The following is a 12886-nucleotide window of genomic DNA, read 5'->3' as shown; positions in this document are numbered from 1 at the left end:
GACTTTTGGCACGCTGTTGAGTTCTCAAGGAACGGACGCTTCCTTCGTACTCACCCTCTCGGGCTTTCCTCCGGGCGCTTCCCTTCGGTGTTTCCGAGTCTATCAGATCGTTCCGGCTTTCCGGTCCGTTCCGATTTTCTCGGTGCTTTCCGGCCTTTCGGCCTTCCGGCGGTGTTGACTCTATCAGATCCTTTCGGGCCTGACTCCCAGTCAACCGGGTTTGTCTTTGCGGCTGTTGGGCCGTTCCGACGCTCAAACTCTAGCGGATTTCCCGGGCTGCTCCTAATCGAGCCGGAGAATTCTATTTCGGGCATGCCGAAATAGACCCCGAGTTGGGAGATCGTGCTGAGTTTGGTGTGCCGCTCTCGCGGCGAGAGTGCTGCAGCAGAACCGTTACGGCTCCGTGGCAACCCGAAGAACCTTACGGATCCGTCAGATGGCTGTCAACTCAGGTCGGCGAGGCGTCCACCGGCGTCCGGCTGGGCGTCCTCGACCCGGCGCAGCAGGCGGATCAGGAGCTCACCGAGGACCCCGCGCTCCCTGCTCGACAGGTCCTGGAGGAGGTCTTCCTCGAAGACCGTGGCCAGGCGCATCGCCTCCAGCCACTTCTCCCGGCCGGTGTCGGTCAACTCGATGATCACGCGTACGCGATTGGTCTCGTCGCGGTCCCGGGTGACCAGGCCCTCGCCGACCATCCGGTCGATGCGGTGGGTCATGGCCGCCGGCGTCAGGCCGAGGCGTTTGGCGAGTTCGCCGGGGCCCAGGCGGTACGGAGGGCCGGAGAGGACCAGGGCCTTGAGGACCTCCCACTCGGCGTTGCTGATGCCGAGCGTCGCGGTCTGGCGGCCGTAGGCGACGTTCATCCGGCGGTTGAGGCGGCCGAGCGCCGAGACGATCTGCTCGACCTGCGGGTCCAGGTCACTGAATTCCCGCTGGTACGCGGCGATCTGCTCTTCGAGCGTCGGCTCGTCGCTCGCCTGGTCGTCCGGCTGGTCAGGGGCAGGAGTGTCAGCCATGGCCGGAAGTATGGCACGGCCCGACTTTGCGTTGAAGACCTTCGATGCGTACTCTTTAGCCCTGAACTTTAGCTTCTAAGTCTTCATCCTTAAGGTAGGTGAAAGTGACCAGGGCGATGGGCGCTGCGATGCGCCGGATCCATGTGGGCAACGCGCTGAGTGCGTTCGGTCTCGGCTTTACCGTCCCGTTCCTCTATGTCTACGTGGCACAGGTGCGGGATCTCGGTCCTACGACGGCGGGCCTCGTGCTCGCCGTCTTCGCCGTCGCCGCGCTCGTCGTACTGCCCTTCACCGGGCGCGCCGTGGACCGGCGCGGTCCGCTTCCGGTGCTGCTCGCCGCCCTGGTCACCGCCGCCGTCGGCGCCCTGAGCCTGGGGCTCGCGCGGAGCCCGGAGATGGTGCTCGCCTCTGCCGCCGCGCTCGGCGCGGGGCAGGCCGTGATGCAGCCGGCGCTCGCGACGATGATCGTGGAGTGCTCCTCCGCGCAGTCCCGGACCCGCGCGTTCGCCATGCAGTTCTTTCTGCAGAACCTGGGGCTCGGCATCGGCGGCCTGATCGGCGGGCAGATCGTGAAGCGGGGGCGGCCGGGGGACTTCACGCTGCTCTTCGGCATCGAGGCCGCCATGTTCCTGCTGCTTGTCGTCATCATGGCGACCGTGCGGCTGCCCCGGCAGCCCCGGATCGGGGACGCGAAGCCGCAAGCGTCCGGTGGCTTCAAGCAACTGCTCGGGAACCGCGCCATGGTGCAGCTGTGCGTGCTCGGCTTTGTGCTGTTCTTCGCCTGCTACGGGCAGTTCGAGTCGGGGCTTTCGGCGTACGGCGTGGAGGCCGCGGGCATTTCGCCGTCGACGCTCGGTATCGCGCTCGCCGCCAATACGGGCGCCATCGTGGTGGCGCAGTTCCTGGTCCTGCGGTTCGTGGAGCGGCGCAAGCGGTCGCGGGTGATCGCGTCCGTGGGGCTGCTCTGGGCCGTGGCCTGGGTCGCCGCCGGGTACGCGGGGCTCGGGCACGGCAGCCAGGCGATGGCGACCGCCGCGTTCATCTCGACGTACGCCCTGTTCGGGCTCGGTGAGGCGATGCTGTCGCCGACCGTGGCGCCGCTGGTGGCCGACCTGGCGCCGGACGGCATGGTCGGGCAGTACAACTCGGCCTTCGCCCTGGTGAAGCAGCTGGCGCTGGCCGTAGGGCCCGCGGTGGGCGGGCCGATGGGCGCCTCGCTGCACGCGCCGTACATCGTGACGTTCATTCTCTTCTCGCTCGGCATCACGGTCCTTGCCATGCGTCTGGGGCGGCGGCTCACTCCGGAGCAGAACCACCCGGCACGCGCGCGTGTGGTGGCCACCTCGGTCCCGGCTCCGGCCGTGTCCGCGGACGAGGGCGCCCCCGCGCACGTATAGCCGCGAAGAGAAGCGTCACGTCTTGGGCAGGGCGAACTCGCACCAGACGGCCTTGCCGCCGCCCGGGGTGCGGCGCGAGCCCCAGGACGAGGCGATCGTGGCGACGATGGCGATGCCGCGTCCTGCCTCGTCCACCGGCTCGGCGCGGCGGCGCCGGGGCAGGTGCTCGTCGCCGTCGGTGACCTCGACGATCAGGCGGCGGTCGGTGCGGCGCAGCCGAAGGCGCATCGGCGGGGTGCCGTGCTGGAGCGAGTTCGCGACGAGTTCGCTGGCGGCGAGGACACCCAGGTCGTGGATTTCGGTCGGGAAGCGCCAGCTGGTGAGGACGCCGGAGGCGAAGGCACGCGCGCGTGGTGCCGCTTCGACGCCGCCGAGCAGGTCGAGGGCGGCGCCGCGGAACAGTTCGGCCTCGGTGCCGGTGCGCTTCGGGTGCTGTAGGACGAGTACCGCCACGTCGTCATCGTGCTCGGCGGTCACGCCGAGGCTGCGCAGCAGGCGGTCGCAGACCACCTGAGGCGTGCCGGTCGCCCCGGCCAGGGCCTGTTCCAGGGCCGCCACTCCCTGGTCGATGTCCTCGGTACGCCGCTCCACCAGGCCGTCCGTGTAGAGCACGGCGGTGGCGCCGGGCGGGAAGGGCAGCGAGCCGGAGGCGTGCAGCCAGCCGCCGGTGCCCAGGGGCGGGCCGGTGGGTTCGTCGGCGCGGTGCAGCTCGCCGTTCTCGTCGCGCACCAGGATGGGCAGGTGGCCGGCGGACGCGTAGGTCAGACGGCCGTCGTTCGGGTCGTGGACCGCGTACACACACGTGGCGATCTGGCTGGCGTCGATTTCCGCGGCGAGGCCGTCGAGGAGTTGCAGGACCTCGTGCGGGGGCAGGTCGAGGCGCGCGTAGGCGCGGACGGCGGTGCGGAGTTGGCCCATGACGGCCGCCGCGCGGACGCCGCGGCCCATCACGTCGCCGATGACCAGGGCGGTGCGGCCGCCGCCGAGGGTGATCACGTCGTACCAGTCGCCGCCGACCGCGGCGTCCGTGCCGCCGGGCAGGTACGTGGCGGCGATCCGCAGGTCGTCGGGGCCCTCCAGCTCCTGGGGCAGCAGGGAGCGTTGGAGGGTGACGGCGGCCTCGCGGTGGCGGCGTTCGCTGGTGCGCAGCCGCTCGGCGGCGTCCGCGTGGTCGGTGACATCGGCCGCGAAGATCAGCACGCCGCCCTCGTGGTCCTGGGCGGCGCCCCTCCGGGAGGTGGCCTTCTGCGGGGCGTCCTGTGGGGCGACTCCCCTCTGGGAGGGGTCGTCCTCGGAATCGTCTTCCTTAGGGACGTCCTCAGGGACGTCGTTCCCCTTCGGCATGGCGAGCGGGGTGCAGGTGAACGTGTACGAGCGGCCGCCGGGGACCTTGCGGGACTTGACCGTGCGCGGCTTGGCGCTGCGCAGCACCTGGTCGAGCAGCGGCAGCAGGCCCAGCTCGTCGAGCTCGGGCAGGGCCTCCTGGGCGGGCGCTCCTGTGGGGCGGGGGCCGAAGGCGGCGACGTACGCGTCATTGACGTACGCGATGCGGTGCTCGGGGCCGTGCACCAGGGCGACGAGGGCGGGGACGCGGTCGAGTACCTCGCGGACCGGCAGGGCCTCTACGGCGGGCGGGGGCGCGGCTCCATCGGCCTCGTCGTCGGCCCGGTCGGCCGCGTCGGCTGCCGTCTTCCGCTCGGCGCGGGCCGCGGGCACGGAGCTCCGGTCGGACCGTGCGGCGGCGCGGCGCTGCGTTCCGGGGAGCCGGGCGCTCCAGCGCGTGAAGTTCACTGCGTTTGGCCTCGTGGTTGTCGCTTTCGGGGCGGGACACCGCGCCGGGGGTACGGGGAGTGTCTCGCGAGTACGTCGATGGGGCGAGGGCCGCCCGTGGTCGTGGTCCGAGTCCTGGCCGAGCGTCGGGTGCGAGCTCGTGGATCGGGCCGCCGACCGAGTCCGTGCCGGTCGTGGACCAGTCGTGGACCAGTCTGTCCGACCGGACTGACATCCGTCAGACGCCCTGCCTGGAGCGGGAGTTCCCGTATCCGGTCAGGACGACTCCTTCGGGTCGTCCGGGCGCCGTCCTCCGGCCGCGAGTTCGAACTCGGCCCGGGGATGTTCGAGCGATCCGAGCGAGACGATCTCGCGTTTGAACAGACCCGCCAAGGTCCATTCGGCGAGCACGCGCGCCTTGCGGTTGAAGGTCGGCACCCGGCTCAGGTGGTACACGCGGTGCATGAACCACGCAGGGTAACCCTTCAGCTTGCGCCCGTAGACGTGCGCGACGCCCTTGTGCAGGCCCAGGGACGCCACGGAACCGGCGTATTTATGCGCGTACTCCTCGAGGGGTTCTTCTCTCAGAGAGGCGACGATGTTGTCGCCGAGCACCTTGGCCTGGCGCACCGCGTGCTGGGCGTTGGGCGCGCACTCCTTGCCGGGCTCGTCCGCCGTGATGTCGGGGACGGCGGCCGCGTCTCCGGCGGCCCACGCGCGCATGACGCCGTCCACGGCGAGTTGGGCGGTGCACTTGAGGCGGCCGCGGCCGTTCAGGGGCAGGTTCGAGGCGGCGAGGACCGGGTGCGGCTTGACGCCCGCCGTCCACACGAGCGTGCGGGTCGGGAAGCGGGAGCCGTCGCTGAGGACGGCGACGCGGTCCTCGCAGGAGTCCAGGCGGGTCTCCAGGCGTACGTCGATATTGCGGCCGCGCAGCTCGCGGACCGTGTACTTGCCCATCTCCTCGCCGACCTCGGGCAGGATCCGGTCGGATGCCTCGACGAGGATCCACTTCATGTCCTCGGGCTTGACGTTGTGGTAGTACCGCGCGGCGTAGCGCGCCATGTCCTCCAGCTCGGCCAGCGCCTCGACGCCCGCGTAACCGCCGCCGACGAAGACGAAGGTGAGGGCGGCGTCGCGGATGCCGGGGTCGCGGGTCGAGGACGCGATGTCCATCTGCTCGATGACGTGGTTGCGCAGCCCGATGGCCTCTTCCACGGTCTTGAAGCCGATGCCGTGGTCGGCGAGGCCGGGGATCGGCAGGGTGCGCGAGATCGAGCCGGGGGCCAGCACGAGATGGTCGTACGGGACGGTGATGGGTCCCGTGCCCTCCTCCTCGGTGGCGAGCGTGGCGACCGTCGCGGCGCGCTTGGCGTGGTCGATCGACCGGGCCTCGCCGACGACGACCTTGCACCGGTCGAGGACGCGGCGCAGCGGCACGACGACATGGCGCGGCGAGATCGAGCCGGCCGCCGCCTCCGGCAGAAACGGCTGATACGTCATGTACGGATCGGGGGTGACCACGACGATTTCGGCCTCGCCCCGCTTCAGCTCCGGTTTGAGCCGCTTCTGGAGACGCAGCGCCGTATACAGGCCGACGTAGCCGCCGCCGACGATGAGAATGCGGAGCCTCGTTGGCGCGGCAGGCTCGGCGGGCTCAGGAGCCTTGGAAGCCTTGAGACCCTGAGCGGACTTGGGGGACCCGGGCGTCGGTCCCTGGGAGGATGCAGCCGTCACCTGTCCATGACGCATCGGCGTCGCGTGTTTGTCCACAGCCCCGACGTTTTGTGTGACCGGAAGTTGTGAGTGGTGTGGCGCGTGTGCCACTTCCGTGCTTTGGAGAAATACGCAGGTCAGCGCGGGCATCACGGCGATTTTCCGGGGGTGCGATCGGGGTGAAACCGGTGCGTACTCCGATCGGGCGTCGGTCGCTCCGGGACTGGCCTCTTCTGAATTGACTCCAGCTCAACTATGTTCGTATGTCATCGGGGTGTGGGGGGATGTGTGTCCGAACCTCCCCACTCGCCGACAGTCAAGGCGGGGAAGTCTCCGGGGGGAGACGTCATTACCGGGGGAACGCTTATGCGTATTCAGGAATCTCATTGGGGCACCGCGTCCGTCGTCGCAGCCGACGACGGCCACCATCGACGCGGTCAAACGGACGGCGCGCGCACGGCACCCCTGCGCGTGGACGCGCAACGAAATCTCGAACATGTGCTGCGGGCGGCCCGCGAGGTCTTCGGCGAGCTGGGGTACGGCGCGCCGATGGAGGACGTCGCGCGGCGGGCCCGGGTCGGGGTCGGCACGGTCTACCGCCGGTTCCCGAGCAAGGACGTACTGGTGCGGCGGATCGCCGAGGAGGAGACCGCCCGCCTCACCGAGCAGGCCCAGGCCGCGCTCGGCCAGGAGGACGAGCCGTGGTCGGCGCTCTCCCGCTTCCTGCGCACCTCGGTGGCGTCGGGCGCGGGACGACTCCTTCCGCCGCAGGTGCTGCGCGTGGGCGTGGCGGACGAGGCGGCGGATGCGGAGCACGAGGAGACGCGGGTGCCGCAGCAGCGGCACGCCACCGGCCCGGTGACCGGCAAGGCCGGGCTGCGCCTGGTGGAGCAGCGGCCCGCACCGACCGAGGAGTCGCTCGGCGTCACGGCGGAGGAACTGGACGCGGGCGCCGCGGCGCTGCTCGACGTCGTGGGGCGCCTGGTGGAGCGGGCCCGTGAGGCCGGTGAGCTGCGCCCTGACGTCACGGTGGCGGACGTACTGCTCGTGATAGCCACGGCGGCTCCATCGCTTCCGGACGCGGCACAGCAGGCGGCGGCCTCCGCGCGGCTGCTCGACATTCTCCTGGAGGGACTGCGGTCGCGGCCTTCTTGATCCGGTTTGCGGTCTTCGTGATGCGGTTGCGGTCTTCGTGATCCGGTCGCGGGCCTTGGTGCTCCGGGGTGGCGGGCGCTCGCCTTTCGACCGCGCGTTTACCTGAAGCTCAAGGGTCACGGGTTCGTTTTGCCGTAAGTTGACCGAAACCTCCGCGATGTCCTCAACTCCTCAGGAGAGCCCCAGGTCATTACCTCTGCCCGTCGCCGCGCGGGCGGCCGTGCATGCGAACGCCCATGCTGGGGCTCGGGGATTCGCCCCGGATGAGTGGTTGCTCGCCGGGAGGGTTCGGCGGCGTTGACTCGTGTGACACTCTTGCCCGGTGTTCGGGTCAGAGTGTGCATGCGGGGGCTTCGCGCTATGAGCGTTGACGGGCGGGACGAACCACTCACCGGGGACGGCGCGGAAGCCTCCGGGCTGCCCTCCCGGCAGGTACCGAATCAGGGCGGCCCTTCCGGTGCGCCGGGGCCCGGCGGTCCGGAGCGTTCGGCCGCCGCGGGCGGCGCCGAGGCCAGCGTGCCCTCGCAGCGCGAAGGCGGCACCGGAGCTTCCGGATCCCTCTCGGACGAACTGCTCTCGGCCAGGGAGTCGCCGACCTCCGACGCCACGCTGATCGGCCGGATGCGCGAGGGCGACGACTCGGCGTACGAGGAGCTCTACCGCCGCCATGCGGAGGCCGTACGCCGCTACGCACGTACCTGCTGCCGGGACGCGGACACCGCGGACGACCTCGCCTCCGAGGTGTTCGCGCGGATGCTCCAGGCGGTACGGCGCGGTTCGGGCCCCGAGCACGCGGTGCGCGCCTATCTGCTCACCACGGTGCGACGGGTCGCGGCAAGCTGGACAAAGTCCGCCAAGCGGGAGCAACTGGTCGAGGACTTCGCGGTGTTCGCGGCCCAGGCGGCCCGCTCGGCCGAGGTGTCCGACGACGACACCCTCGACCTGGGCGCCGACGTGATGGCCATGCACGAGGCCGAGCGCTCCATGGTCATGCAGGCGTTCCGCAGCCTCTCCGAGGAGTGGCAGGCCGTCCTCTGGCACACCGAGGTCGAGGACGAGAAGCTCAGCGAGGTCGCCCCGCTCTTCGGGCACACCTCGCCCAACACCACGGCACAGCTGGCGAGCCGGGCCCGCGAGGGGCTCAAGCAGGCGTATCTGCAGGCGCATGTGAGCGTCTCGCTCGCGGACGACGACGAGTGCGCGCGCTACGCGGACCGGCTCGGCGCCTACGCGCGCGGCCGGTTGCGCACCCGGGCCGAGCGTGGCCTGCGCAAGCACATGGAGGAGTGCGCCAAGTGCCGCCTGGCCGCGGGCCAGATCAAGGAGCTGGCGAGCGGCATCCCCGGGCTTGTGCCGGTCGCGGTCATCGGTTGGTTCGGTGCGGCCGGGTACTCCGTCAAGGCGGGCCTGCTCGTCGGCGGCGGCGCGGGTGCGGGCGCGGCCGGTGCGGGTGCGGCCGCGGCGGCGGGCGGCAGCACGGGTGGAACCGCGGGCGGCACGGGTGCGGGTGCGGCGGCCTCCGAGGGCCTCGGGGCGCCGGTGAAGGTCGGCATCGGTGCCGCGGCGGTCGTCGCGGCCGGGGTCGCGGTGGCGCTCGCCCTCGCGGGCAATGAGCCGAAGCCGCAGGCCAAGCCGGAGCCAAGCCCCTCGGCCTCGCAACCGGTGGTGCCCGAGAAACCATCGCCCTCGCCCAAGCCGGAGTCCCCGAAGCCGAAGCCACCCCCACCCAAGCCATCCCCGAAGCCCACGCCGACGCCGACTCCCACACCGACTCCGACACCTACGCCCACGCCCACGCCGACCCTCACCAAGCCCATTCCGACGCCGCCCCCGCCACCGCCGGGCCCGGCCGTCTACCCGGTGAACCGGCTCGAATACGGCATCGTCGGCGACGGCACCAAGCCCGAGGTGCGCCTCAGCGAGTCCAGCTGGCTGTGGCAGCGCGAGAGCCTGAGCATCGGCGGCCGCCGCTACGCACACGGGGCGACCGTGAGCGCGCCGTCCTCGGTCACCATTGATCTGAACCGGAGTTGTGTGGCGTACGACGCGTTCGTCGGCGTCGACGACATGACGATGGGGCTCGGCGCGGTGCGGTTCTCCGTCTTCGCGGACGGGGACCGGATGTGGCGCTCCAAGGTGATCCGCGGCGGTGACTCCGCGGTGCCGGTGCATGTGGATCTGACCGGCCGCAAGACGATCCGGCTCGTCGTGGAGCCGAAGGGGCCGCACGGGTCGGTGGCGCTGGCGGATTGGGCCGAGTCGCGGATTCGGTGCGGCTGAGTCTCCGGGGCCTCTGGTCCTCGGGTCCTCGGGTGCGCCTGCCTTTACCGGTTTTACCGGTTACGGATTCTTCAACTTGCTACTTGCTACTGGCTACTGGCTACTGGCTACTGGTCCCCAACGACCTCTGCGCCGAGGCCAGTTCCATGAGGACGTCCTCCGGTGTCAGGGACGTGCCCGCCGACCGCTCGGCCTCGTACGTGGCCGGGCCGAGGGCCGTCGTCAGTTCCTGTTGCAGGGCTTCCGCTTCGGCGTGCTCGCGGGCCGGGCGGGGCAGGTCGGCGCGCCAGCGGGTGGCGGCGGACAGGATGCGGGCGGCGGGGGCGTGGACGCCGAGCCCGGCGAGGGTGAGTGCCGCGCTCTCCGCGAGCGTGGCGAGAACGGCCTCGGCGCACCGCCCGCGCACCGCGGAGCGCAGGCCGTCGACCAGCTTGGGCAGGGCGGGCTCCGGCCCGGACTCCTTGAGGGTGATCCGGCCGTCGAGGGCCGCGATGCTCGCCTCGAACTGCGGCGGCGGGGTGCCCCGCGCCGCCTGTTCGAGGGCCGCGCGCCACTCCTGGCGGGCGCGTACGACCTCGCCGCGTTCCAGCGCGAAGACAGCGGCCAGCGTGCGGACGAAGGCGTGGGCGTCGGCCACGCCGTACCGGTCGGCCTCGGTGTCCGCCTCCGCGAGGGCCCGCTCCGCCAGGTCCAAGTCGCCCGATTGGTAGGCGATTTCGGCGAGCCGGGCGATCAGGAAGGGCGCCTCGGCGTGGGCGCCCACCTCGTAGGCGAGCTGGAGCGCCTCCTCGTACTCGCCCTGCGCGGACGTGAACTGGCCGCGCGCCATGGCCGCCTCGCCTGCCGCGCTGCACACCTGGGCCCGCATCCAGCGGTCGCCGACCTCGCGCGAGAGTTCCCGCAGCTCCGCCAGGTCCTCGTCGACGCCGGTCATGCCGCCGCTCATGTCGACGGCGATATGCGTACGGAACATCAGGGCGACCCCGACCTCCCACGGCCCGCCGTGCTTACGGCAGATCTCGACCGCCAGGTCCATGGCGTCGCGCCGGTCGCTCGCGCCCTCGAGCACGAACTGGGTGAACGGCCACAGGAGTCCTGGGAACGACGCCGCCTGCGGCACCGGCCGGGCGAAGGCGTCCCGGAGCCGGGTCACCTCGGCCACCACCTCGGGGCTGTTCAGCTCCTCCATCGGGCCCGACTCGGCCACCAGGAAGAGCCGGGCCAGGCGCAGCCGCATCCGGGGCCAGTAGCGGGGGTCGTCCTCGGCGTCGGGGCCCTGCGGTTCGGCGCCGAGCGGCAGGATGTGGGCGATCCACTCGGCGCCCTCCTTGCGGTAGTTGCGCAGCCACCAGAACCAGCCGATGCCGAGCGCCAGGGCGCTGGCGCGGTCCTCGTCGCCGTCCTCCACGGTGCGCTGCAAGGCCGCCCGGATGTTGTCCAGATCGCCCTCCAGGCGGTCGATCCACGGCATTTGGGCGGCGGTCCGCAGCAACGGCTCCGCCTCCTCCACCAGGGCCAGGTAGTGGTCGATGTGGCGTTGCCGCGCGCGGGCGTGGAGTTCCGGGGTCTCGACGGCCCGCTCGGCGGCGTACTCGTGGATGGTTTCGAGCAGCCGGTACCGCATCCCGCCGGCGTCGGCGGGACCCTTCTGGCGCCGCTTCACGGGAGCCGCGACCACCAGGGACTTGTCGATCAGGGCGCCGAGCAGCACGGCGGCGTCCGGGCCGCAGACCGTCTCGGCGGCGGGCAGGTCCCAGTCGCCCGCGAACACCGAGACCTGGCGGAGCACGGTCCGTTCGCCCTCGTCGAGCAGGTCCCAGGACCAGTCGACGACCGCGCGCAGGGTCTGCTGGCGCGGCAGGACCGTGCGGCTACCGGAGGTGAGCAGCCGGAAGCGGTCGTCGAGCCGGTCCGCGATCTGCCGCGGTGTGAGCAGCCGGGCCGCGGCCAGCTCGATGGCGAGCGGCAGCCCGTCCAGGCGGGTGCAGATCTCGGCGACGGCCGCGGGGTCGTCGGCCGGGTCGAAGCCGGGGTGCACCGCGGCGGCCCGCTCCGCGAAGAGGCGGTGGGCGGTCGCCTCGGGGAGCGGGTCGACGGGACGCACCGACTCTCCGGGCACGCCGAGGGGTTCCCGGCTGGTGGCGAGGATGCGCAGGTCCGGGCAGCGGGTGAGCAGGGTCTCGGCGAGCCGGGCGGCGGCCCCGATGACGTGTTCACAGTTGTCAAGGATCAGGAGCAGGCTGCGCGGGGCGCAGTACTCGATGAGCAGGGCGGTGGGGTCGTCCTGCGCGGTCACGAGCTCGCTCGTCATCAGCACCGTCTCGCGCAGGCCGAGTGCGCTGACCACGGCGCCGGGGACCGCCTCGGGGTGGTCGAGCGGAGCGAGCTCGGCGAGCCAGGACGGTGCGGGGTGCCCGCCCGCCGTCTCCTCCGCGAGGCGGGTCTTTCCGGAGCCGCCGGGGCCGGTGAGGGTGACGAGGCGTGCTCTCTGCAAGTCCGAACGGATGGCGGCGAGTTCAGGTTCCCGGCCCACGAAAGAGGTAAGGCGGGGACGGAGGTTGCCGCTCCGTTCGGCTCGCTCCGCTTCGCGGGGTGCGTGTTGGCTCCGCTGCGGGGGCGTCGCGTCGCTCGGGGCTCGGTCCGGGTCCCGCTCCTGGGGTGTTGGGGTCTCTTCCGGTGCGTCCGGCTCCGGTACGGCGGCCCCCGCCCGTCGTGCGGCGGTCCTCGTCCGTTGTACGGCGGTGCCGGTCCGTCGTACGGACGGTTCCGTTCCGGCCAACAACTCCGCGTGCAGCGCGCGCAGTTCCGGGCCCGGGTCGGCGCCCAGGCCCTCGGCGAGGGTGCGGCGGACGTGTTCGTACCCGGCCAGGGCGTCCGCGCCGCGCCCGCTGTCACGCAGGGCGCGGATCAGGTGGGCGTGCAGCGGTTCGTCGTACGGGTGCGCCTCGGTGAGCCCCCGCAGTTCCGGTACGACGTCACGGGCGCGGCCGAGCCGCAACTCCGCCTCGATCCAGGTACGGGTGACGTCCAGGCGGCGCGCCTCGGGGCGGGCGGCGGCGGTGCGGTCGGGCAGGTCGGCGAGTGCGGGACCGCGCCACAGGGCGAGGGCCTCGCGCAGGGTGCGGGCCGCGGCCTCGGCGTCGCCGCCCGCCAGGGCCTCGCTGCCCTGCCGGGCGAGCTGTTCGAAGCGGTGCAGGTCCACGTCGCCGGGGTCGGTGTCGAGCCGGTAGCCGCCCGGCGCCGAGGTCACGGCCTCCCGGCCGAGGGTCCGGCGCAGGCGGCCTACGAGTGCTTGGAGGGCGGCGTGCGCGTCGTGGGGTGGGGCATCGGCCCACACCTCGTCGATGAGAGCTTCGGCGGTGGCGGTACGTCCGGCGCGCAGCGCCAGCGCGGCGAGCAGGGCGCGCAGGCGCGGGCCGCCCACGGGGACGGGGACGCCTCGGTCGTCGTGCGCCTCGGTGGCGCCCAGGATTCGGTACCGCACGGGACCATTCTGGCGGGGGCGGGGCTGGCGGGGGCGGGGTTACGGAGCCGCCGCGTTCGTCCTGAATG

Annotated in this window: 7 protein-coding genes; 3 read left to right on the top strand and 4 right to left on the bottom strand. The window is 72.0% G+C overall.

The features are described from left to right. Positions 1-443: 443 nt before the first annotated feature. A complete protein-coding gene (locus ACWD10_RS33230; protein ID WP_451097381.1) occupies positions 444-1016 on the bottom strand; it encodes a MarR family winged helix-turn-helix transcriptional regulator in 573 nt (190 codons plus the stop codon). A gap of 116 nt (positions 1017-1132) precedes the next feature. Between ACWD10_RS33230 and ACWD10_RS33225 the strand changes: the two genes are divergently transcribed. Next, positions 1133-2413, top strand: coding sequence for an MFS transporter (locus tag ACWD10_RS33225; RefSeq protein ID WP_451097385.1), 1281 nt, complete (start codon positions 1133-1135; stop codon positions 2411-2413). A gap of 15 nt (positions 2414-2428) precedes the next feature. On the opposite strand, the gene ACWD10_RS33220 is transcribed toward ACWD10_RS33225, so the two are convergent. Both ACWD10_RS33220 and ACWD10_RS33215 read right to left on the bottom strand, forming a co-directional pair. Further along, a complete protein-coding gene (locus ACWD10_RS33220; RefSeq protein WP_451097380.1) occupies positions 2429-4204 on the bottom strand; it encodes a SpoIIE family protein phosphatase in 1776 nt (591 codons plus the stop codon). 255 nt (positions 4205-4459) lie between these two features. Next, on the bottom strand, positions 4460-5935 hold the full coding sequence (locus ACWD10_RS33215) for an NAD(P)/FAD-dependent oxidoreductase (protein WP_451097379.1): 1476 nt from the start codon (positions 5933-5935) through the stop codon (positions 4460-4462). Positions 5936-6265: 330 nt separating this feature from the next. Between ACWD10_RS33215 and ACWD10_RS33210 the strand changes: the two genes are divergently transcribed. Beyond that, positions 6266-7054, top strand: coding sequence for a TetR/AcrR family transcriptional regulator (locus ACWD10_RS33210; protein ID WP_451097378.1), 789 nt, complete (start codon positions 6266-6268; stop codon positions 7052-7054). Between the two features lie 360 nt (positions 7055-7414). Then, the gene (locus tag ACWD10_RS33205; RefSeq protein WP_451097377.1) at positions 7415-9334 is read left to right on the top strand and encodes a sigma-70 family RNA polymerase sigma factor; all 1920 of its coding nucleotides are present in this window, start codon (positions 7415-7417) and stop codon (positions 9332-9334) included. Between the two features lie 100 nt (positions 9335-9434). On the opposite strand, the gene ACWD10_RS33200 is transcribed toward ACWD10_RS33205, so the two are convergent. Then, complete coding sequence (locus tag ACWD10_RS33200) at positions 9435-12818, bottom strand: AfsR/SARP family transcriptional regulator (RefSeq protein ID WP_451097376.1); 3384 nt, start codon at positions 12816-12818, stop codon at positions 9435-9437. Positions 12819-12886: the final 68 nt, after the last annotated feature.

This window comes from Streptomyces sp. NPDC002851 (genome assembly GCF_053591935.1).
Note: the sequence above shows the minus strand (reverse complement) of the source record. Positions and strands in the feature narration are given on the sequence as shown.

Excerpts from the sequence above, each read along its gene's own strand:
- ACWD10_RS33230 (WP_451097381.1), bottom strand. The coding sequence starts at position 1,016 with ATGGCTGACACTCCTGCCCCTGACCAGCCGGACGACCAGGCGAGCGAC.
- ACWD10_RS33225 (WP_451097385.1), top strand. The coding sequence starts at position 1,133 with ATGGGCGCTGCGATGCGCCGGATCCATGTGGGCAACGCGCTGAGTGCG.
- ACWD10_RS33205 (WP_451097377.1), top strand. The coding sequence starts at position 7,415 with ATGAGCGTTGACGGGCGGGACGAACCACTCACCGGGGACGGCGCGGAA.
- ACWD10_RS33215 (WP_451097379.1), bottom strand. The coding sequence starts at position 5,935 with ATGCGTCATGGACAGGTGACGGCTGCATCCTCCCAGGGACCGACGCCC.
- ACWD10_RS33210 (WP_451097378.1), top strand. The coding sequence starts at position 6,266 with ATGCGTATTCAGGAATCTCATTGGGGCACCGCGTCCGTCGTCGCAGCC.